This window comes from Mesorhizobium sp., assembly GCF_024509055.1.
GTDB lineage: Bacteria > Pseudomonadota > Alphaproteobacteria > Rhizobiales > Rhizobiaceae > Mesorhizobium.
Map to the genome: position 1 here is coordinate 1 of NZ_JANINM010000392.1, position 21215 is coordinate 21215.

At 64.3% G+C, this 21215-nt stretch carries 23 protein-coding genes; 12 read left to right on the plus strand and 11 right to left on the minus strand.

Annotated elements, in window-relative coordinates; genetic code table 11:
- Positions 1–1544: translational GTPase TypA (gene typA / locus Q0L57_RS20070; RefSeq protein WP_296744775.1), on the minus strand; the 1544-nt coding region annotated here is incomplete at its 3' end.
- 194 nt (positions 1545–1738) lie between these two features.
- On the opposite strand from typA, the gene Q0L57_RS20075 reads away from it, so the two are divergent.
- Entirely contained in the window at positions 1739–2023 is a 285-nt protein-coding gene (locus tag Q0L57_RS20075; RefSeq protein WP_296744776.1) for a hypothetical protein, read from the plus strand.
- A 250-nt stretch (positions 2024–2273) separates the two neighbouring features.
- On the opposite strand, the gene Q0L57_RS20080 is transcribed toward Q0L57_RS20075, so the two are convergent.
- Entirely contained in the window at positions 2274–3557 is a 1284-nt protein-coding gene (locus Q0L57_RS20080) for an MFS transporter (RefSeq protein WP_296744777.1), read from the minus strand.
- 78 nt (positions 3558–3635) lie between these two features.
- Here Q0L57_RS20080 and Q0L57_RS20085 point away from each other — a divergent pair, with 78 nt between their 5' ends.
- Both Q0L57_RS20085 and Q0L57_RS20090 read left to right on the plus strand, forming a co-directional pair.
- Positions 3636–4253, plus strand: a complete 618-nt coding sequence (locus Q0L57_RS20085) for a TetR/AcrR family transcriptional regulator (RefSeq protein ID WP_296744778.1) — start codon at positions 3636–3638, stop codon at positions 4251–4253.
- Positions 4254–4311: 58 nt separating this feature from the next.
- On the plus strand, positions 4312–4902 hold the full coding sequence (locus Q0L57_RS20090; RefSeq protein ID WP_296744796.1) for a hypothetical protein: 591 nt from the start codon (positions 4312–4314) through the stop codon (positions 4900–4902).
- Here Q0L57_RS20090 and ppa read toward each other — a convergent pair whose 3' ends face one another.
- From ppa to Q0L57_RS20115, 5 genes are all read right to left on the minus strand, one after another.
- Positions 4903–5436: an inorganic diphosphatase gene (gene ppa / locus Q0L57_RS20095; protein ID WP_296744779.1), complete on the minus strand. Its 534-nt coding sequence runs from the start codon at positions 5434–5436 to the stop codon at positions 4903–4905.
- Positions 5437–5579: 143 nt separating this feature from the next.
- Positions 5580–6086 (minus strand): GNAT family N-acetyltransferase, encoded by a 507-nt coding sequence (locus tag Q0L57_RS20100; RefSeq protein WP_296744780.1) that lies wholly within the window; start codon positions 6084–6086, stop codon positions 5580–5582.
- Positions 6087–6202: 116 nt separating this feature from the next.
- Positions 6203–6841 carry a TPM domain-containing protein gene (locus Q0L57_RS20105; RefSeq protein ID WP_296744781.1) on the minus strand — a complete coding sequence of 213 codons (639 nt, stop codon included), beginning with the start codon at positions 6839–6841 and terminating at the stop codon, positions 6203–6205.
- Between the two features lie 6 nt (positions 6842–6847).
- Positions 6848–7654 (minus strand): YgcG family protein, encoded by an 807-nt coding sequence (locus Q0L57_RS20110; RefSeq protein ID WP_296744782.1) that lies wholly within the window; start codon positions 7652–7654, stop codon positions 6848–6850.
- A gap of 212 nt (positions 7655–7866) precedes the next feature.
- Positions 7867–8511: a LemA family protein gene (locus Q0L57_RS20115; RefSeq protein WP_296744783.1), complete on the minus strand. Its 645-nt coding sequence runs from the start codon at positions 8509–8511 to the stop codon at positions 7867–7869.
- Between the two features lie 155 nt (positions 8512–8666).
- Here Q0L57_RS20115 and Q0L57_RS20120 point away from each other — a divergent pair, with 155 nt between their 5' ends.
- From Q0L57_RS20120 to Q0L57_RS20145, 6 genes are all read left to right on the plus strand, one after another.
- Entirely contained in the window at positions 8667–8918 is a 252-nt protein-coding gene (locus Q0L57_RS20120; RefSeq protein WP_296744784.1) for a hypothetical protein, read from the plus strand.
- A gap of 12 nt (positions 8919–8930) precedes the next feature.
- Positions 8931–9815 (plus strand): pyridoxal kinase PdxY, encoded by an 885-nt coding sequence (pdxY, locus tag Q0L57_RS20125; RefSeq protein WP_296744785.1) that lies wholly within the window; start codon positions 8931–8933, stop codon positions 9813–9815.
- Complete coding sequence (locus Q0L57_RS20130) at positions 9812–10576, plus strand: DUF429 domain-containing protein (RefSeq protein ID WP_296744786.1); 765 nt, start codon at positions 9812–9814, stop codon at positions 10574–10576. Before pdxY ends, Q0L57_RS20130 begins: the two co-directional genes overlap by 4 nt.
- 202 nt (positions 10577–10778) lie before the next feature.
- A complete protein-coding gene (locus tag Q0L57_RS20135) occupies positions 10779–11420 on the plus strand; it encodes a carbonic anhydrase (RefSeq protein ID WP_296744797.1) in 642 nt (213 codons plus the stop codon).
- A 7-nt stretch (positions 11421–11427) separates the two neighbouring features.
- Positions 11428–11844, plus strand: a complete 417-nt coding sequence (locus Q0L57_RS20140; protein WP_296744787.1) for a nuclear transport factor 2 family protein — start codon at positions 11428–11430, stop codon at positions 11842–11844.
- 75 nt (positions 11845–11919) lie between these two features.
- Positions 11920–13974 (plus strand): M3 family metallopeptidase, encoded by a 2055-nt coding sequence (locus tag Q0L57_RS20145; RefSeq protein ID WP_296744788.1) that lies wholly within the window; start codon positions 11920–11922, stop codon positions 13972–13974.
- 155 nt (positions 13975–14129) lie between these two features.
- Here Q0L57_RS20145 and Q0L57_RS20150 read toward each other — a convergent pair whose 3' ends face one another.
- The 4 genes from Q0L57_RS20150 to Q0L57_RS20165 all read right to left on the minus strand — a co-directional run bounded on the left by Q0L57_RS20150 (position 14130) and on the right by Q0L57_RS20165 (position 18712).
- Entirely contained in the window at positions 14130–15605 is a 1476-nt protein-coding gene (locus tag Q0L57_RS20150) for a M81 family metallopeptidase (RefSeq protein ID WP_296744789.1), read from the minus strand.
- Between the two features lie 17 nt (positions 15606–15622).
- On the minus strand, positions 15623–16447 hold the full coding sequence (locus tag Q0L57_RS20155) for a carbohydrate ABC transporter permease (protein ID WP_296744790.1): 825 nt from the start codon (positions 16445–16447) through the stop codon (positions 15623–15625).
- On the minus strand, positions 16444–17313 hold the full coding sequence (locus Q0L57_RS20160) for a carbohydrate ABC transporter permease (RefSeq protein WP_296744791.1): 870 nt from the start codon (positions 17311–17313) through the stop codon (positions 16444–16446). Before Q0L57_RS20160 ends, Q0L57_RS20155 begins: the two co-directional genes overlap by 4 nt.
- A 166-nt stretch (positions 17314–17479) precedes the next feature.
- On the minus strand, positions 17480–18712 hold the full coding sequence (locus Q0L57_RS20165; RefSeq protein WP_296744792.1) for a sugar ABC transporter substrate-binding protein: 1233 nt from the start codon (positions 18710–18712) through the stop codon (positions 17480–17482).
- Positions 18713–18888: 176 nt separating this feature from the next.
- On the opposite strand from Q0L57_RS20165, the gene Q0L57_RS20170 reads away from it, so the two are divergent.
- From Q0L57_RS20170 to Q0L57_RS20180, 3 genes are all read left to right on the plus strand, one after another.
- Positions 18889–19659, plus strand: coding sequence for an SDR family oxidoreductase (locus tag Q0L57_RS20170; RefSeq protein WP_296744793.1), 771 nt, complete (start codon positions 18889–18891; stop codon positions 19657–19659).
- Between the two features lie 2 nt (positions 19660–19661).
- Positions 19662–20729, plus strand: coding sequence for a sn-glycerol-3-phosphate ABC transporter ATP-binding protein UgpC (ugpC, locus tag Q0L57_RS20175; RefSeq protein ID WP_296744794.1), 1068 nt, complete (start codon positions 19662–19664; stop codon positions 20727–20729).
- A gap of 4 nt (positions 20730–20733) precedes the next feature.
- On the plus strand, positions 20734–21215 hold a 482-nt coding region (locus Q0L57_RS20180), incomplete at its 3' end, for a MurR/RpiR family transcriptional regulator (RefSeq protein WP_296744795.1).

Consider the following 21215-nt stretch of genomic DNA (forward strand, 5'->3'; position numbering starts at 1 on the left):
ACGCCCGGATCGATGATCATCGGGCCGCGGTCTTCCAGGTTCCACATCGCATAGGCGACGGACTCGCCCTGCTCGTTGGAAATCAGCACGCCGTTGGTGCGGCCGGGCAATTCGCCCTTGTAGGGCTCATAGGCGTGGAACAGCCGGTTCATTACGGCGGTGCCGCGCGTGTCGGTCAAAAGCTCCGACTGGTAGCCGATCAGGCCGCGCGTCGGCGCGTGGAAGACCAGGCGCTGGCGGTTGCCGCCCGACGGGCGCAGCTCGACCATCTCGGCCTTGCGCTCCGACATCTTCTGCACGACGACGCCGGCATGCTCTTCATCGACGTCGATGACGACTTCCTCGACAGGCTCGAGCAGCTGGCCGTCCTCGCCCTTCTGCATGACGACGCGCGGGCGCGACACGGCGAGCTCGAAGCCTTCGCGGCGCATCGTCTCGATCAGCACTGCGAGCTGCAATTCGCCGCGGCCGGAGACGAAGAAGGAATCCTTCTCGGGCGATTCCTCGATCTTGAGCGCGACATTGCCCTCGGCCTCGCGCAGCAGGCGGTCGCGGATGACGCGGCTGGTCACCTTGTCGCCCTCGGTGCCGGCAAGCGGGCTGTCGTTGACCAGGAAGGACATGGTCACCGTAGGCGGGTCGATCGGCTGCGCATGCAGCGGCTCGGTCACCGTCGGATCGCAGAAGGTGTCGGCGACGGTGCCTTTCGACAGGCCGGCGATGGCGACGATATCGCCTGCCTGCGCTTCGTCGATCGGCTGGCGCTCGAGCCCGCGGAAGGCAAGGATCTTGGAGATGCGGCCCGTCTCGATCTGGCTGCCGTCATTGTGCAGCACCTTGACCGCCTGGTTGGCCTTCAGCGTGCCGGATTCGATGCGGCCGGTGATGATGCGGCCGAGGAACGGATTGGCTTCAAGGATGGTGCCGATCATGCGGAACGGGCCGGGATGCACGGTCGGCGCTGGCACATGCTTGACCACGAGGTCGAACAGCGGCGCCAGTTGCTGGTCCTTCGGACCCTCGGGATTCTCCGACACCCAGCCGTCGCGGCCGGAACCGTAGAGGATCGGGAAGTCGAGCTGCTCGTCGGTGGCGTCGAGCGCGGCGAACAGGTCGAACACCTCGTTGACCACCTCGATGTGGCGGGCGTCCGGACGGTCGATCTTGTTGATGACGACGATCGGCCGCAGGCCGACCTTCAGCGCCTTGCCGACCACGAACTTGGTCTGCGGCATCGGGCCTTCGGCGGCGTCGACCAGCACGATCGCCGAATCCACCATCGACAGGATGCGCTCGACCTCGCCGCCGAAATCGGCGTGTCCGGGCGTATCGACGATGTTGATGCGGGTCCCTTTCCAGTCGACCGAGGTCGCCTTGGCGAGGATGGTGATGCCGCGTTCCTTTTCGAGGTCGTTGGAATCCATGGCGCGCTCGGCGACGCGCTGGTTGTCGCGGAAGGCGCCGGACTGTTTCAGGAGCTGGTCGACGAGGGTGGTCTTGCCATGGTCGACGTGCGCGATGATCGCGATATTGCGGAGGTTCATTGTCTGGTCTCGGGAGCGTTGCAGGCAGCAGGCCCGAAAGCGCCGCCTTTTCTGGTTGCGCGGCTCATACAAGGTTTTTCGCAATTGCGAAAGGGGAGGCCGCGCCCCAAATACGTGGTCACTGATTCTTAAATGTCTTGGTGTGGAATGATTCCGTTAACCAACGCGGAACCTTTGAGGGGCCTGGCGATTTCATGTCCATGACCGATCATCTCGCCAGATTGCGACCGCTTTTCGTGTGGGCGGGGCTTGCGGTGGTGCTTGCGGCAGGCGCCGCGCAGTCGGCCGCTTCTTTGAAAGACGCCGATATTGCGCCGCCCGATGCCAGGACGGCGCAACAGATGTTCGCGGACGCGCCCGACGGCGTCGACCCGGTGGTGACCGGCCCGGTCAGCACCGCCTTCAAGCAGCGGCAGAAAGCGGCCAATTGCGACAACGCCGTCTGGCCGAAGATTCCCGCGATTTGCTATCCTGACTGATCCCAGCCGCGCAGCGCTGCGGCTCAAGCCGCCAGCCTTCGCGCCTCTCAGTCCCGTCGGCAAATATGAAACTTTGATACCTGAAAATCTACCGGACCGGCGTGCCTCAAGGCGTGTTGAGATTCGGGTCAGGCCGAGCCGAAAATGATGGTCCCCGAGAACCGGAGCGGAGCGTACTTGACGTACGCGAGCACCGGAAGCGCAGGAGACCGTCATTTGCAGGCCGGCCTCACCCGAATATCGACACGACTTACGCCGGTTGAGGCTCCGGATCAAACTCCGCCCGGCTGGTGTTGATCAGCAGCGAGATACAGGCGGCGGCAATGCCCGTCATGCCGGCGATGATGAAGGCAAGCTCGTAATTGCCCTGCAACTCGCGCATGGTGCCGCCGAAGGCGGCGGCCGTAGCGGCGCCCACCTGGTGGCCGGCTACGATCCAGCCGAAGACGATCGGGCCGCTGCGGTCGCCGAAGGCTTCATTGGCAAGCCTCAACGTCGGCGGCACGGTGGCGATCCAGTCGAGACCGTAGAGCACGGAAAAGATGATCAGGCTGGTCGCCGAGAAGCCGGAATAGGGCAGGTAGATCAGCGACAGGCCACGGACGGCGTAGTAGACGCCGAGCAGCTTGCGCGGATCGAAGCGGTCGGTGAGCCAGCCGGACAGCGTCGTGCCGATCAGGTCGAAAATGCCCATCAGCGACAGCAATCCCGCCGCCTGCACTTCAGGAATGCCCATGTCGCCGCAAAAGGCGATGAGGTGCGTGCCGACCAGGCCGTTGGTGGTGAAGCCGCAGATGAAGAAGGTGGCGAACAGATACCAGAACACCCGCGTGCTGGAGGCACGGCGCAGCGTGTTCAGCGTATGCGCCAGGAAATTGCCCTGCGATGCCGGCGACACCGGCGGCACGTCGTCGGCATCCGCGCCGTAGCGCACCAGGCCTATCGATGCCGGGCGCTCGGGCACCAGCAGCAAGACGAACGGGATCAGCGCGGCCGTGGCGATGGCGACGGCGATCGCCACCGGCTTCCAGCCGCCGTTCTGCGCCAGCGAGGCGATGAGCGGCAGGAAGATGAGCATTCCTGTAGCGCTGGATGCCGACATCAGGCCCATCATCAGGCCGCGATTGGTCTTGAACCAGCGGTTGACGATCGTGGCGCCGAGCACGCTTGCCACCGCGCCCGACCCGATGCCGGAAAAGACGCCCCAGGTGATGAACAGATGCCAGGGCTGCGTCATGAAGAGGCTCAGCGCCGTCGAGCCCGACATCACCAGCAGCGCGCCGATCAGCGTGCGGCGCATCCCCACGCGCTCCATCAGCGCCGCGGCGAATGGGCCGGTCAGGCCATAGAGCAGGATGCCGACACTCGCGGCCCAGGAAGTCACGTCCCGGCGCCAGCCGAAGCTCTCTTCCAGCGGCACCATCATCACCGAGGGCGCGGAGCGCAGTCCGGCCGCGATCAGCAGGCAGAAGAAGATGACGGCAACGACGACGAAGGCGTAGCGCTGGCCAAACGGACGAGACTGAGCTATCATGTTACTGACCGGTACGTTGCAATGGGATGACGCCATACATACGTACCGGTCAGTAACATTGTCAAGCGAGTTGTTTGAATGTCATCGGACAATAATATTGAAGCGTCGACCAGCGAGGCTCCTGCCCCGGCGCCTGCAAAGGCCGCCGACAAGATTCTCGACGTGGCGCGCGACCTTTTTTACCGCGAGGGCATCCGGGCGATCGGCGTTGACGAGATCGTCAAGCGCGCCGGCGTCACCAAGCCCAGCCTCTATCGCAGCTTTCCGTCGAAGGACGAGCTCGCCGCGTCCTACCTGCGCAAATACGACCTGGAATTCTGGGAGCGCTTCGACGAGGCGGTGGACGCACATCCAGGCGATCCGCGCGCCCAGATCATCGCTTTCCTGACCCGCGTCGGCAAACGCACGCAGCGGCCGGAGTATCGTGGCTGCGGCATGACCAATGCGGCGGTCGAATACCCCGAGCGCGGTCATCCAGCGCGCGTGGTCAGCGAGGCCAACAAGCACGAGCTGCGCCGGCGCCTACGCGCCATGGCGGCGGCGATGGGCGCCGGCGACGCCGACACGCTCGGCGACGGGCTGCTGCTGCTCATCGAGGGCGCCTACATCAGCGGCCAGCTGTTCGGCCTCGGCGGACCGGCGGCCTCGGTTGCCCGCAACGCCGATCTGCTGATCGAAGCCAGCTTGAAGAAATAGCGACAGGCATTACGCTGCGGCGGCCTCCACCGGAGATTTCGCCATGCGTTCCCTTCTATTGTCGCCCCTTCTATTGCCACTTGTCTTCATAGGATTCTGCCAGGCGGCGCAGGCCGGCGAAATATCGAGCGCCTATACCGATATCGACTGGAAGAAGGACTGCGTGACCTATGCGCAGGCGGCGGAAGGCGACGGCGACTGGGCGAGTCTCGCCTGCTCGGGCTATCGCGGCTACCCGGTGCTGGTGGCCTACGACGACGCGCGCGAGTCGGTCTATTACGGCTTTCCCTCGGATGACATGACCGCCGTCTGGGAGAGCTTTTCGGCCTTCAACTCGTCCGGCTCGAAGGTCGAGTGGCGCATCGAGACCAATGGCGACGTCGCCATTCCCTTCGCCGTCATCCACCGCCGCTCGGTGACCGATCCCGAAGACGAGAAGAAGCCGATCGAGGTGCTGGTCGTCGCCAAGGTCGCGCAGCCCGAGGAACACCAGGGCTGCACGATCGGCCTAGTTCTGGCCACCGGCAACGCCGACGCCAACGACCAGGCCCGCAAGCTTGCCGACGAAAAGGCGAAGGGCTTCGCCTGCGGCAAGGACAAGCGCCAGGTGCTCGGCAACGTCCCCGACTTCGGCCGGGTCGATAACTGATTACTTGCTTTTCTTCGCCCGCTCGACCGCCTCGACGATCATCTTCCTGGCGTGCGCGGCATCTCTCCAGCCCTCGATCTTGACCCATTTGCCGGGTTCGAGATCCTTGTAGTGCTCGAAGAAATGCGCCACCTGGTCGAGCGTGATCTGCGGCAGGTCGGTGTAGTTGAACACCTTCTCGTAACGCTTGGTGAGGTGCGGCGAGGGAACCGCGATCACCTTCTCGTCCTGTCCGGCATTGTCTTCCATGATCAGCACGCCGATCGGCCGCACATTGATGACGCAGCCCGGGACCAGCGCGCGCGTGTTGCAGACCAGCACGTCGATCGGGTCGCCGTCGCCGGACAGCGTGTGCGGCACGAAGCCATAATTGCCGGGATAGCGCATGGAGGTATGGAGGAAGCGGTCGACGAACAGCGTCCCGGCCTCCTTGTCCATTTCGTATTTGATCGGCTCCCCGCCGATCGGCACCTCGATGATGACGTTGACGTCCTCAGGCGGGTTCTGTCCGGTGGAAATCGCTTCGATACGCATGGCGTGGTCCCTCTCTCGATTCAAAAACCGATAGCGGGGGACGCGTCAGGGTGCAATGCGGCGAATGATGCGGAGCGCTAATGGAAGCGCACAGTTTGTGATGGCCTGTAACCTGTTGGATGCCGCCCGAAAGGTTGCGCCCGTCAGTTCCAGACGAAGGCCACCTTCTTCAGCGCCTTCTGCTCGAACACCTCGACGCCCTCCGCAATATCGCGGCCCCCATTGCCGGCATAGAAAGCGAGCGCGTTCTGATTGTCCTCCAGCGCCCACACCACAAGGCCGCGCAGGCCGTGATCGGCGAGCCGGGCCTTCGCCGCCTTGAACAGCCGGCTGCCAAGCCCGATGCCCTGATACTCCGGGCGCAGGTAGAGCTCGTAGATCTCGCCCTGCTGCCTGAGCTCGCGGGCGCGGTTCTTGCCGATGGTGGCGTAGCCGGCGATGGTGCCGCCGATCTCGATCACCAGCACGGTGGCCGCGCGGCGAATCGCATTGGCCCACCAGTCGGGGCCGCGGCGGTTGATCATCGAGATCAAGGTGCGATGCGGGATGATGCCTGAATAGGCGCCGCGCCAAGCCTCCTGGTGCACTTCGGCGATGGCGCTTGCATCGCGGGGCTCGGCTTTCCTGATGTCGATCGTCAGCGTGTTCATGATTGGTTAACCATAAACCCGCGTCGGCCGCTTGCAAAGAGTCAGCCGATGCGACCCCGGCTTTTTCGCACAGACGAAAAGGCTGTTTGCGCAGGGTGGTTTACGACCCGACCCGTTCAGATTTCGACGAGATGATCGTCCAGCTCATTGGGGTTGCCGGGCGTGACCGGGAAGTGCTCGGCCAATGTCGCGCCCACCGATTCGATTGCATGGACGAAGCCGTCGGCGAGCCGGTCGTCGCCGGCATGCCGGGTGAGTTCCGCCACGACACCGTCCCAGACATGCTGCCCGACTTTCGCGTTTATGCCGCTGTCGGCGACCACTTCGGCAAAACGCTCGGCGATGGAGACGAAGATCAGCACCCCGGTGCGCGCCTGGGTGCGGTGGACATTGCGCGCCAGGAACTGCTTCATCGCGTTGGCGTGCGCCGCCTGGTAGTGCAGGCGCCTCGGCACCAGATGGATGCGCAGGCCCGGCCAAAGCCACAAAAGGACAAGCACCGAGGCCAGCGCCAGCAGCTGCGCCAGGACGAAATGCGGCACGCGGATGGTGAGCCACCAGATCTCAAGCCCATAGGCGACCGCCAGGCTGGCGACGAGCATTGCGAGCGTCGCCACGAAGGCGGCGGGAAAGAAATAGCGATCGCTGGCATGGGCGACGACGCAGTAGATTTCACCGTCGGTCCTGGTCTCGGCTGCCCGGATCGCATCGGCGATGCGCTCATGATCTTGCGGACTGATCGGTCGCGTTGCCATGATCCCTCACCAGCTTCCCGAAGAGCCGCCGCCGCCCGACGAGCCGCCGCCGCCGGAAAACCCGCCACCACCGCCACCGGAGGACCAGCCTCCACCGCCCGACGACCAGCCACCGCCGGAGCTACCCGACGAGCTGCCCGGCTCGAAGGTCATCCCTAGCCAGCGATAACGGCCAGGACCTATCTTCTGGCCGAAGACACGCGGCAGGATGGCAAGGGAGATGCTGCCGAAGAAGATCAGCACCCAGATGGTGATGAAGACGGCGAAGAACAGGTTGTCGGAGTTGAACGGCGCCCGCTCGTTGCGCTTGCCGCGCGCCTCCAATTCCTCGGGATTGCCGTTGAGGACCATGATCATGTCGTCGACGGCCTTGGAGATGCCGCCCGGGAAGTCACCGGCGCGGAAAGCCGGCACCATGTCGTTCTCGATGATCAGCTTGGTGTGCAGGTCGGTCAGCGTGCCTTCGAGCCCATAGCCGACCTCGATGCGCATCTTGCGGTCGTTCGGCGCGACCAGCAGCAGCACGCCGTTGTTCTCCTTGGCCTGGCCGAGCTTCCAATAGCGGAACAACCGGTTGGCGTAGGGCTCGATCTCCTCGCCGTCGAGGCTTGGAATGGTGGCGACGACGATCTGGTCGGAGCCTTTTGTCTCGAAGTCGGCAAGTTTTTGCGTCAGCGCCGCCTTGGTGCCGGCATCGATGATTCCGGCGTTGTCGACCACGCGGCCGGTCAGCGCGGGAAGGTCGGCGGCGAAGGCTGCGAACGGTAGGAAGAAGAGGGCGAGCAAAACTCCGACGAAGGCACTCCGTCGCACCCCCCTCTGTCCTGCCGGACATCTCCCCCTCAAGGGGGGAGATTGGACGTCACACACGCTTTCGCCAATCTCCAGCGCCGAAAACGGAACTCGGTTGTTGAAACAGCCAATCTCCCCCCTTGAGGGGGAGATGTCCGGCAGGACAGAGGGGGGTGTTTGCACGCCAGCAGTCCGTCTTCTCGAGGGATTGCAGTCTGATGATAGCCGGGCTCTTACCCGCCCTGCTTCGTGGTCGTGCCAAAGTCCACCTTCGGCACTTGCATCTTGTCTTCGTCGACCGTGAAGTTCGCAAACGGCTCGTTGCCGCGGAACCAGAACGTCGCCCACAGCACCGACGGGAAGGTCTTCAGTGTCAGATTATAGTCCCTGACCGCCTGGATATAGTCGCGACGCGCCACGGCGATGCGGTTCTCGGTGCCTTCGAGCTGCGCTTGCAGCGCGAGGAAATTCTGATTGGCCTTGAGATCTGGATAGGCTTCCGAAACCGCGATCAGCCGCGACAGCGCGCTGGTCAAGCCGGCCTGGGCGTCCTGGAACTTCTTGAGCGCCTCGGGGTCCTTCAGCGTGTCCGGCGTCACCGTGATCTGCGTCGCCTTAGCGCGCGCCTCGACGACGGCGTCGAGCGTGTCCTTCTCGTGCGACGCGTAGCCCTTGACCGTCTCGACCAGGTTGGGGATCAGGTCGGCACGACGCTGGTACTGGTTGAGCACCTCGCTCCAGGCCGCCTTGGCGTTCTCCTCAGCCGTCGGGATGGTGTTGTAGCCGCAGCCGGCAAGCAGCGGCAGCACGAATGCCATCATCAGGAAGGCAGGCAGATTTCGGAAGACGGAGGGTAAGGAAAGGCGCTCGGCAAACATGATTGGTCCCTCGGATCGAAGTTGCACCGAAGCATTACCACAATCCGCGCGCAAGAAAATCTCCGGGGCATCGCTGAACCATCGGTCGGCGCGGGCCAGGTCTGTGAATGGCCGCCCGGACAGGCTAAGCTCCCGTCGAGAAAGGGCAATCGTTTATGGCCGATCGCCAGGACGACGAAAAGGAATCGCGCCGCATCCTGGAGCGCGTTGCGCGGGAGACGGCACCCGGCGGCACCGCTTTTATCGCGCGGGCAGCCAAGGGCGCGCGCGACCATGTGAATGCCGCGGATGCCGATCGCTCGGATCCGATCGAATACTGGGGCACTCGCATTGGCCGAACGCTTGGTCTCGTCATCGCCATTGGGCTATTGGCCTGGCTGGTGTATGTCGCCACCCGGGGCGGCTAGGAACCGAAATCCATGAATGCAGAGAAAACCGACGCGCCGCGCGCGGTCATCGTCATCTCCAGCCATGTCGCCCGAGGTTCGGTCGGCAACCGCGCCGCGGTCTTCGCGCTGGAGACGCTGGGTTTCCCGGTCTGGGCGGTGCCGACCGTCATCCTGCCCTGGCATCCGGGCCACGGCCGCGCCACCCGCATCGTGCCGCCGCTCGACCAGTTCAAGGCGCTGATGGCCGATCTCGAGCGCGCGCCATGGCTTGGCGAAGTCGGCGCCGTGTTGTCGGGCTATCTCGGTGAAGCCGGCCAGGCCGAAGCCGTCGCTTCGCTGGTCGCCGCCGTCAAGGCGAAGACGCCGGGCGCGCTTTTCGTCTGCGACCCGGTGATGGGCGATTCGGGCGGGCTCTACGTGCCGGAGCCCACGGCCGCCGCCTTGCGTGACACGCTGATGCCGATCGCCGACATCGCCACCCCCAACCGCTATGAGCTGGAATGGATGGCCGGCGCGCCGCTGCCGGACATCAAGGCGGTGACGGCGGCGGCCCTCCATGCCGGCCCCTCGACCATGCTGGTGACCTCGGCGCCCTCGATGATGGCCGGCGGCACCGGCAATTTCCTGCTCGACGGCAGCCAGGCGCTGCTTGCCGAACACCGCGTCATCGAGAAGCCGCCGAACGGGCTGGGCGACCTGACGGCCGCCGTTTATCTTGCCCGTATCCTCTCCGGCCAGCCGCCGGTCAAGGCGCTGCAATCGACCACGGCCGCCGTCTATGAGATCCTGGCGCGCACGGCAAAGCGGGGCGGCGACGAGCTGCAGCTCGAAACCGACGCGCAGAGCCTGTCGCATCCGATGGCCATGGTGCAGCTGCGCCACCTCCTCCATCCAGGGCGGGACAAAAGGGCGTGACATCGGGCCACGCGCTGGCCGGCGTCGACGGCTGCAAGGCCGGCTGGATCGCCGTCCATTGCGAGCCCGGCGACGCACCATCGGTTTCGGTCTTTCCGACCTTCCGGGCGCTGCTCGACGCCCTGCCCGCCGCCACAATCGCGGTCGACATGCCGATCGGCCTGCCGGATTTTTCCAGCCGGGGCGGACGCGGGCCTGAGGCGCTGGTGCGGCCATTGCTCGGCGCCCGCCAGTCGAGCGTCTTTGCCATTCCTTCGCGCGCGGCCCTTTATGCCGACACCAGCGAATTCACTACGGTGGAAGCCTGGTACGCCGCGCACCGGCGGGCCAGCGCGGTGGCTTTGACCACTTCCGATCCGCCACGCGGCGTCTCCATCCAGGCCTTCGGCATCTTCGCCAAGATCCGCGAGATCGATGCGCTTTTGATCGCACGGCCGGAATTGCGGGACCGTGTCCTCGAATCCCATCCCGAAGTCGCCTTCTGCCGGTTGAATGGCGGCATCGCCATGGCTCTGCCCAAGAAGATCAAGGGCGCGGTGAACCCGGCCGGCATGGAGGAGCGCAAGGCGCTGCTGTGCCGGCATGGCTATGAGAAGAGCTTTCTGGACCAGGCGCCGCCGCGAGGCGCGGCAAGCGACGACTTCCTCGACGCCGCGGCCATGATGCTGACCGCCAGGCGTATCGCCAGCGGCGAGGCAAGGCCATTCCCGGACCCGCCGACGATGGACCGCCACGGCATCCCGGTTGCCATCTGGGCTTGATGTGGACTTCAAGGCTCCGACACCTGCCGCATGGCTTTTGTAGTAGCCCCAACAATTCTGCATTGCTCGCGGCGGCATTTTGCCGTTAGAGCAGTTCCAGGAAAATGTGTGAAACGCTTTTCCGTCCGGAATTGCGCCAGGACAAAAAGATAGCGTTCTCATGACTGCAGCATCCAACCCCGAAAGGGTCCAGACGCCGCCCATGCCCCACCTCCCCGAGCACCTCCTCACCGGTTATCGCAACTTCATGAACGGCCGCTACCTCGCCGAAAGCGACCGCTATCGCTCGCTGGCGCGGGAAGGCCAGGCGCCCGAGACGATGATCGTCGCCTGCTGCGACTCGCGCTCCGCACCCGAAGCGATCTTCGATGCCGGGCCGGGCGAACTCTTCGTGCTGCGCAATGTCGGCAACCTGGTGCCGCCTTATGAGCCCGACGGCGAGTTCCACTCGACCTCGGCCGCGCTCGAATTCGCCGTGCAGAGCCTCAAGGTGAAGAACATCGTGGTGATGGGACACGGCCGCTGCGGCGGCATCCGCGCCGCGCTCGACACCAATTCCGCGCCGCTGTCGCCCGGTGATTTCATCGGCAAATGGATGAGCCTGATAGCGCCAGCCGCCGAAACCGTGGCCGCAAGCACGATGATGACGGCGACCGAGCGCCAGACCGCGCTTGAACGCATCTCGATCCGCTATTCGCTCGCCAATCTCAGGACCTTCCCCTGTGTCTCGATCCTCGAAGGCAAAGGGCGGCTCGCGCTATACGGCGCCTGGTTCGACATCTCGACCGGCGAGCTATGGACGATGAACAAGGACACCGGCGACTTTGAGCGGCCGGAATTATAGCGGGGCGATGGACCGGGTCTGGCAGAGGTTCCTTGTCACGGCGGCGCTGCTGGTCTATCCGATCGCCCATGTCTGCGCCGACGACCGCGCCATCCTCGACCGCTGGTACTCGGCGCTCCTGGTCGCCGACCGCACGGAACTGTCGGATCTGCTCGCGGACGACGCCCGCATGAAGCTCGACGACATCGGCGTCGTGCAGAGCAAGCAGGAATTCATGGCCTCGATCGACGAATGGCAGGGCGCGGCCGCAGGTGCCGAAATCCGCCACCGTATCGAGAAGCGGGAGAACGGCCGGACCACGGTGATTGCCTGTTACGACTTCCCCGAAAACGACACGCTGATGCGCGAAACCTTCACCGTCGCCGACGGCCGCATCACCGCTAGCACCCAGACCGCCATCTCCCACGACTGCGCCGGCTACTGAGCCCAGTTGCGCGGCCCGAAGCACCGCCCTACATCCGGGGCAAGCCCGCCTCCCTCCAGCCCATCGGAACCGCCCATGCCATCCTCGAAAACCGTCGATCTTGCCGCCCATCCGCTGACCGTCTGGCAGGGGCCTCTCGGCCTGCCCGACTTCTCCCGCGTCGGCGACGACGATTTCGGCCCGGTTTTCGACGCGGCGCTGGAAGCACATCAGGCGGAAATCGACGCCATCGCCGGCAACGGCGAGGCACCCACCATCGAAAACACACTGGCCGCGCTCGAGCTTGGCGGCGAGGCGCTCGACAATGTCTCGTCGATCTTCTGGTGCCGCGCCGGCGCCCATACCAACGACGCCATCCAGGCCATGGAGCGCGACATTTCGCCAAAGATGTCGCGGCATTTCTCCGCGATCTCGATGAACGAGAAGCTGTTTGCCCGCATCGACGACCTCTATCAGCGCCGGGAGAGCCTGAAGCTCGACCCGGAAACGCTCCGCGTGCTCGAAAAGACCTGGAAGGGCTTCGTGCGGTCCGGCGCCAAGCTCGATGTCGAAGGCAAGAAGCGGCTGGCAGCCATCAACGAGCAGCTTTCCTCGCTCGGCACCAAATTCGGCCAGAACGTGCTTGCCGACGAGCGTGATTGGGCGCTGTTCCTCGACGAGGCCGACCTTGCCGGCCTGCCGGAGTTCTTGAAGAGCGCGATGGCGGAAGCCGCCGAGACGCGCGGCCAGAAAGGCCGCTACGCCGTGACTTTGTCGCGCTCGATCTACGAGCCGTTCTCGACCTTCTCCGAACGGCGCGACCTGCGCGAGATTGCCTTCCGCGCCTTCATCATGCGCGGCCAGAATGGCGGCGCCAGCGACAACACCGACGTGGTGCGCGACATGCTGAAGCTGCGCGCCGAGAAGGCCAGGCTGCTGGGCTACGCTTCCTTCGCCGCGCTGAAGCTCGACGACACGATGGCCAAGACGCCGACGGCCGTGCACGATCTGCTCGATCCGGTCTGGGAAAAGGCGCTGGAGAAGGCAGCCGCCGACCAGAAGCAACTGGAGCGGCTGGCGACCGAAGCCGGCAGCAACGAGAAATTCGCCGCCTGGGACTGGCGCTTTTACCAGGAGAAGCTGCGTGCCGAGAAATTCGCCTTCGACGAGGCCGAGCTGAAACCCTATTTGCAGCTCGAGCGCGTCATCGAGGCCTGCTTCGACGTCGCCACGAAACTCTTCGGCATCACCTTCGAGGAAAAGAAAGGCATCACCGCCTGGCATCCGGACGCGCGCGTCTTCGCCGTGAAGAATGCGGACGGCAGCGAGCGCGGCCTGTTCCTGGCCGATTACTTCGCACGGCCGTCGAAGCGCTCCGGCGCCTGGATGAGCGCGCTGAAGTCCGGCTACAAGCTCGGATCCGGTTCGAAGCCGGTGATCTACAACATCATGAACTTCGCCAAACCGCCGGCAGGCGAGGCCGAACTTCTGTCGGTCGATGAGGCCAAGACCCTGTTCCACGAATTCGGCCACGCGCTCCACGGCATGCTGACCGATGTGACCTGGCCGTCGGTCTCCGGCACTTCGGTCAGCCGCGATTTCGTCGAATTGCCCTCGCAGCTCTACGAGCACTGGCTGACCGTGCCGGCGGTGCTGGAAAAGCATGCGCTGCATGTGAAGACCGGCAAGCCGATGCCGAAGGCGCTGCTCGACAAGATGCTGGCCGCCCGCACCTTCGGCGCCGGCTTCGCCACGGTCGAGTTCACGGCATCGGCGCTGATCGACATGGCCTATCATGCAAGGTCGGATGCTCCGCCGGAGCCGCTTCGTTTCGAGGCAGACACTTTGGAAAAGCTGCATATGCCCGACACGATCGCCATGCGCCACCGCACCCCGCATTTCGGTCATGTCTTTGCTGGCGACGGTTATTCAGCCGGCTATTATTCCTACATGTGGTCGGAAGTGCTCGACGCCGACGCCTTCTCGGCCTTCGAGGAAACCGGCGACCCCTTTAACCCGGAGCTGGCCGAACGGCTGCGCAAGAACATCTACGCCGCCGGCGGTTCGAAGGACCCGGAGGAGCTCTATACGGCGTTCCGCGGCAAGATGCCGTCGCCCGACGCAATGATGGTGAAGCGCGGGCTGGTGTAGCACCCTTCCCTTCTCCCCTTGTGGGAGAGGTGGATCGGCGCGCAGCGCCGAGACGGATGAGGGGTGGTCCAGGGAACACCGCCGCCTCACTCCGCAGGACCACCCCTCATCCGTCGCCTTCGGCGACACCTTCTCCCACAAGGGGAGAAGGGGCGTCACGCCTTCCACGGATCCTTCACCCTTGGCCATATCGGCCGGTTGAGCTTCTTGTAATCCGTCACCGCCGGATTGCTCGGATAGGAGCTCGGCGCCGCGACATAGATGATCTCGGCCGCGATCGGCGCGAAGCCGGCGTAGAAATGATTGGTCGACTTGATCAGCAGGATGTCCTTCGACATCGGGTCGATGCCGATATTGGAAAAGATGTCCGGTTCGAAGGTCTGCGTGCGGTTGGTGTTGAGGATGACGTCGACCTCGGTGCCTTCGATGCGCACCACCGCCGCCGGGCCAAGCGTGACCCGGCTCGGCCCGAAACTCTGCCAACCTTCGTTGACCGCCTTCAGCACCGTGACGCGCGCGTCGATCGGCTCGCCGGCCTGCGGGCCTGCCTTGCCGCCGAAGCGCAGGTCGATGACCGCGCCCTCGCCAGCGGCATGGCAGAAGGTCACCGCGATCGGGTCCCAGATCGTCGCCACACCTACGCTGTTGATGCCGCGCGCCAGCAGTTCGCGGAGCACAATGGTGCCATCGCCCGGCACGCCGCCACCCGGATTGTCCCAGATGTCGGCGATCACGGCCGGCTTGTCCTTGCGGTCCGCGCGCACGGCCAGCGCCCGTTCTATGCCGGCCGAGGCGGAAAGCATGGTCATCGCGGTCTTCTCGCGCAACGCGTAGAGCTCGCGCCCCAGCGTCTCGGCGAGTTGATCGCCCTTTTCCTTGTCGTCGTCGGTGATGACCAGGATGCGCGTGCCCATCTCCGGCACGTCCGCGGCCATGAAGCCATGTATGACCGAGACCGACAGCACGCCGTCCTTGCCGTGCAGCGCCTTGATCTTGTCGACGAAGGAGCGCATCGGCTCGCGGCTGGTCGGCAGCACCTGGATCATGCGGCAATCGAAGGTGGAGATGACTGGTTTGATCTCGCCGCGCGCAGCGGCAAGGCCGAGCTCGACGACATGCTCCCCCCGCTCGTAGAAATCGGTGTGCGGGAATTCGAGGAAATAGGCCATGACATCGCAGGCCGCGACGCGCTTCGGCGTCAGATGGCTGTGCGGGTCGAACTCCGAGGCGATCACCACCTTTGGTCCGACGATCGCGCGCACGCGCTCCAGCAGGTCGCCCTCGCAGTCGTCATAGCCCTGTGCCACCATGGCGCCATGCAGGCCAAGGATGACGGCATCGACCGGCAAGGCAGCCTGCAACTGATCGAGAATCTCGTCGCGCAATGCCTCATAGGTCTGTCGCTGCACGAGACCGCCCGGCTCCGCCCAGGTGGCGGTGCCTTCGATCACGATCAATCCTTCTTTCGCGGCGCGCTTGCGCAACGCCACGATCGGCGACGAGCAAAGCGTCGGCGTCTCCGGGTGCTTGCCGGGACCAGCATAGAAGGCCATCTCGAACGAGGCCCGGTCAGTCGGCACAGGCGAGAAGGTGTTGGTTTCCGTCGCCAGCGAGGCGGTGAAGACGCGCATGAACGCTCCGTGAAGTGCTATTTAACGGCCCCGAGCGCCAGTCCGCGGACGAGGTAGCGCTGCAACCAGATGAAGAGGATCGCCACCGGCAGGGTCGCCAGCAGCGTGGCCGCCATGACATGGTGCCATTCGATCGTATAGCGCCCGGCGACCAGCGAGAAAACCTGGATCGGCAGCGTATAGCTTTCCTGGCTACGCAGCATGGTCAGCGCCACGACGAACTCGTTCCAGGCGTTGATGAAGGTGAAGATGGCCGTCACCGCGATCGCCGGCAGGCAGAGCGGCAGGAAGACTTTGCGCAGCGTGAGCCAGCGGCTGGCGCCTTCCATCCAGGCCGCCTCCTCGAGGTCGCGCGGGATGGTGTCGAAATAGCTCTGCAGCATCCACACCGTGAAGGCGATATTGAAGGCCATGTAGATGAAGCCGAGCGCCGTGGTGCTCTCGACGAGGCCCCAGGCGGCCATCAGGCGGAACAGGCCGAGCACCAGCACGATCGGCGAGATCATCTGCGAGATCAAAAGGAACTGACGGAAGGCGCCATAGCCGGCGAAGCGGAAACGCGACATGGCATAGGCCGCCGGCACCGAGATCAGGATGGCGCCAACCGTTGCGAGCGCCGAGACATAGAGCGAGTTGAGAAGCGCCCGGCCGAAGCCCGTCGCCACCCACATGTCGGAAAAGTTGGACCAGCGGAACTCGCTCGGCCACCATGTCGGCGTGAGCACTTCCGGTCGCGGCTTGACGGCTGTGAGGAACATCACCGCGAAGGGGAAGATCGTCACCACGATCAGCGGCAAGAGCAGCAGCCAGGCGATGATCGTGCGCTTGAGCTTTCCGTTCATGCCCGCTGCTCCCGCATGGCAAGGCGCACATAGATCATGGTGAAGACCAGCAGGATCGCGAACATCACCAGCGACACCGCCGAGGCTTCGCCCAGCTTGCCGATGCGGAAGGCGAGCTTGTAGAGATGCGTGACAAGTATATCAGTCGAGTTCGCCGGCCCGCCCTGCGTCATCACCCAGATGATCGGGAAGGAGTTGAAGACGTAGATGGTATTGAGCACGATGGCGATGTTGATGAACGGCTTCAGCAGCGGGAAGGTGATTTCGCGAAACTGCTGGTAGGGCGTGGCGCCTTCAAGCGCCGCCGCCTCGTAGAGATCGTCGGGGATCGACGACAGGCCGCCTAGGAAGATGGTTGTCGTGAACGGCACCGTCACCAATATGCCAATCAGCACCTGCATCGGGAAGGCCGTCTCGGCGCTCGCCAGCCACTGGATGTTCTGGCTGATCAGGCCGAGCTTCATCAACGCCGAGTTCAGCATGCCGCTTTCGCCGTTGAGCGCCCAGCGCCAGACCACGGCCGTCATTGTGAGCGACACCGCCCAAGGCAGCATGATGATGACGCGCGCGAGCCCGCGGCCATAGAAATCCATATTCAGGATCATCGCCACCGGGATCGACAGGAGCAGCGCGCCGCCGACCACCAGCACGGTCCACAGTCCGGTTCGCCAGAGCGCGGCGACGAAGTCGGGGTCCCCAAACAGTTCGGTGAAATTGGCAAAGCCGGTGAAATCGCGCAGCTGACCGAAACGGCTCACGTCATGCGTCGCTATCTGGATCAGGTCCCAGACCGGCCAGAAGATCACCACCGCCGCCAGGAACAGGCTGGGCAGCGTGAGCAGGTAAGGCAGGATACGACTTTGCATCGGCTGGTTGGAACCGTGTTGCGGTTGACAGGGGCGCCGGCCCCAGGAACCACGCCCATTCTGGAATTTGGCTGATTTGCCTGCCCGGCTCAATCGACCTTGGCGGCAAGGAAAGTGTGGCGCGCCCCGACGGGTGGGGCGCGCCACGGGCGCAGGGAGTTACGCCCTATTTCTTCTTCAGCACCGCATCGGCCTTGGCCGCGGCGTCCTTCAGGGCATCTTCAGGCTTGGCGCTGCCGAGATAGATTTTCTGCATGGCATCCGAGGTGATCTGGGCGATCTCCTCCCAGCCCGGGATGACCGGCGCGAAACGCGCGTCGGGCAGAAGCGCGGTGAAGGCGGCAAGATCGGCATTGTGGACGTAATAGTCCATCTTCGCCTCTTCCTTGTTCACCGGCAGGAAGCCTTCGCCCTGCGTGAACTTGGCGCGCTGTTCCTTGGTGAACAGGAAGTCGAGCAGCTTCCAGGCCTCATCCTTGTTCTTGGAGTTCTTGAACATGATGATGGAATCGGTGACGCCATAGGTGCCGCGCGCGCCGGTCGGGCCGGCCGGAATCGCGGCGACGCCATATTTCAAGTTCGGCGCCTCGTCCTTGATCTGGTTGGACAGGAACGGCGCGGTGATCATCATGCCGACCTTGCCCTGCTTGAACAGGTTCTGCACGTCCTCGCGGTTGTTCGAGGTGACGCCCGGCTCGGTCAGGCCCTCGTCGATCATTGACTTGTAGAGCTTGGCGGCTTCGAGCGCGCCGGGCGTGCTCAGGCCGGACGTGCCGTCCTTGTTGAGGATCTCGGTGCCTTGCGACCACATCGCATAATAATAATAGACGTCGGTCTCGATCTCCTTGCCCTGCAGGCCGAAGCCGAAGGCGCCGATCGCCTTGATCTTGCGCGCATCATCCTGCAACTCGGCCCAGGTCGCTGGCGGCTTGGCGATGCCGGCTTTCTCGAACAGCTCCTTGTTGTAGTACATTGCGCGCGCCGAAGCCGCGATCGGCAGGCCGTATGTATGGCCATTCATGATCGAGGGCGACAGGAAGGTGTCGATGAAGCGGTCCTTGAACTCGGGCTTGATGTAGCTGTCGAGCGGCTCGGCGACATCCTGCTGCACGAAGTCGATCAGCCAACGCGTGCCGATGATCGAAAGGTCCGCATTGGTGCCGGCGGTGATGTCGGTGGTGAGCTTCTGCAGGAGCACATCCCACGGCACCACTTCATACTTGATCGTGATGCCCGGATTCGCGGCCTCGAACTCCTTCTTCACCTCTTCGAAATAGGGGCCGGTCTTGGCGCTGTATTCGGCGACGGTGACGCGCACCTCGCCCGCATCGGCCGGCGCCGCCAGCGCCAGCATGCTCATTCCGGCCAACAGGCCGACAGTCCATTTCGCAAGGCTCATCTGATCTCTCCTCCCATTGATGCGCGGTCGCACCTGGGCCCTATGGGCGCAGGTTTATGTGACTTTCCTACATTATCTGGCGTTTCACGCTATGCAAGCGGTTTATGATGTTGCTTAATTACATTTCGTTGGATAGCGTTCCGTCTGCTATCTGACAGGCGGGAGGAGCGCGCATCGTGGTGTCGAAGGCCGATTTCGAAGGCAGGACTGTTGTCGTCACGGGCGCCGGTGGCGGCCTGGGTTCGGCGATTGTGTCGCTCATGGCCGAGCGCGGCGCGCGCATAGTCGGCTGCGACCAGTCGGTCGACGCGCTTGCCAGCCCCCACATCGCCTCGCGCCACGTCTTCAATTTGCTCGACCGTACCTCGATCGAAGCCGCCATCCCCGCCCTCCTCGACAAGGACGGGGTCCCAGACATCCTGATCAACAATGCCGGCTGGACACGCGCCGAGACGTTGAAGGCGCTTACCGCGGACAGGATCGAGCAGGAGCTCGACCTCAACCTCACCGGCGTGATGAACTTCGCCGATCCACTTATCAAGGCGATGGCCGGGCGCGGTTCGGGCAGCGTCGTCTTCATCTCCTCGGTCAACGCCATCGCGCATTTCGGCAACCCGGCCTATGCCGCCGCCAAGGCCGGCATCAACGCTTACGCCAAGTCGATCGCCGTCGAGCTCGGCCGCAGCGGTTTGCGCGCCAACGTCGTCTGCCCGGGCTCAATCCGTACCGCCGCCTGGGATCATCGCCTGGCCAAGGATCCCGAAATCCTCGGCAAGCTCAAGCGGCTCTATCCGCTTGGCCGCATCGTCAACGCATCGGAGGTGGCTGAAGCCGTCGCCTTCCTTGCCTCCGACCGCGCATCGGGCATAACTGGCGCGGTGGTGCCGGTGGACGCCGGGCTGACGGCTGGCTACCTGCCTTTCATCGACGATATCCTGGGAGCGTGACCATGACCGACGTCCAGTTCCGCAACCTGTCGAAGGCCTTCGGCCAGCACAAGATCCTCGAGGACATCAACCTCGACATCAGGAGCGGCGAGTTCGTCGTGCTGGTCGGCCCGTCCGGCTGCGGCAAGTCCACGCTGCTGCGCATGCTGGCGGGCCTGGAGACGATCACGTCCGGCGACCTCGTGATCGGCGGCACGCGCGCCAACGAGTTGCCGCCGCAGAAGCGCAACATCGCCATGGTGTTCCAGTCCTACGCGCTGTTCCCGCATTTGAAGGCTTCGGAGAACATCGGCTTCGGTCCGAAGATACGCGGCGAGACGCGCGCCGCCATCGACGACAAGGTCAAGAAGGCCTCCGGCGTGCTGAACCTCTTCTCCTATCTCGACCGCTATCCGAGGCAATTGTCCGGCGGCCAGCGCCAGCGCGTCGCCATGGGCCGCGCCATCGTGCGCGAGCCTTCCGTCTTCCTCTTCGACGAGCCGCTCTCCAATCTCGACGCGCAGTTGCGCGTGCAGATGCGCACCGAGATCAAGGCGCTGCATCAAAGGCTGAGATCAACCATCGTCTATGTCACCCACGACCAGATCGAGGCCATGACGATGGCCGACCGTATCGTGGTAATGGACCGCGGCCGCATTCAGCAGGTCGGGCAGCCGCTGGAGCTTTACGACAAGCCGGCTAACAAGTTCGTCGCCGGCTTCATCGGCTCGCCTTCGATGAGTTTCGTTTCCGGCGCGCTGAAGAGCGCCGGCGGCAAGTCCTGGTTTGAGACCAAAACGGGCGGCCGCCTGACGCTTGCCGGCAGTGCCGCTCCCGACGGCAATACGATCGAAGCGGGCATCCGCCCCGAGCACTTCGTGGTCGGCGCCGGCGACGATACAATCGCCATCAGTGTCGATGTCGTCGAGCCGACCGGGTCGGAAACCCATGTTTATGGCTCGGTCGGTGGCGATACGGTGCGCGCCGTGTTCCGCGACCGGCTGCAGGTCAAGCCAGGCGACCGGCTGCCCGTCAGCGTCGCCCCCCGCAACATCCATCTCTTCGACAAGGCGACGGGCCTGCCGTTGTGAGGACATGAAGAGCCCCGCCGATATCATCACCCGCCTGCAACTGATGTCGCAGGACGGCACCAAGTCCGATCGGCGGCTGGCGGGCTTGGTCCTTTCCGATCTCGATTTCGCCTCCAAGGCGGCCATCTCCGAGATTGCCGCGCGCGTCGGCGTCAGCGAGCCGACCGTCACCCGCTTCTGCCGCAACCTCGGCTGCGAGGGCCTGCGCGACTTCAAATTCTATCTGGCGCAGGCGATCGCCATCGGTGGCCAGTATCTGTCGCCGGAACCGCTCAGCCGCGATGCGCGCGAGCAGCGCATCGCCTCGGCAATCACCGAAGCGGCGATCGCAGCCATCCAGCGCGCCAGCGAGAACCTCGACATGACGACGCTGATGGATGTCGCCGCCCGCATCGCAAGTTCCAGCAACGTGCTCTGCATCGGCTCCGGCGGCATTTCCTCGATGATGGCGACCGAGATGCAGAACCGGCTGTTCCGGCTGGGCCT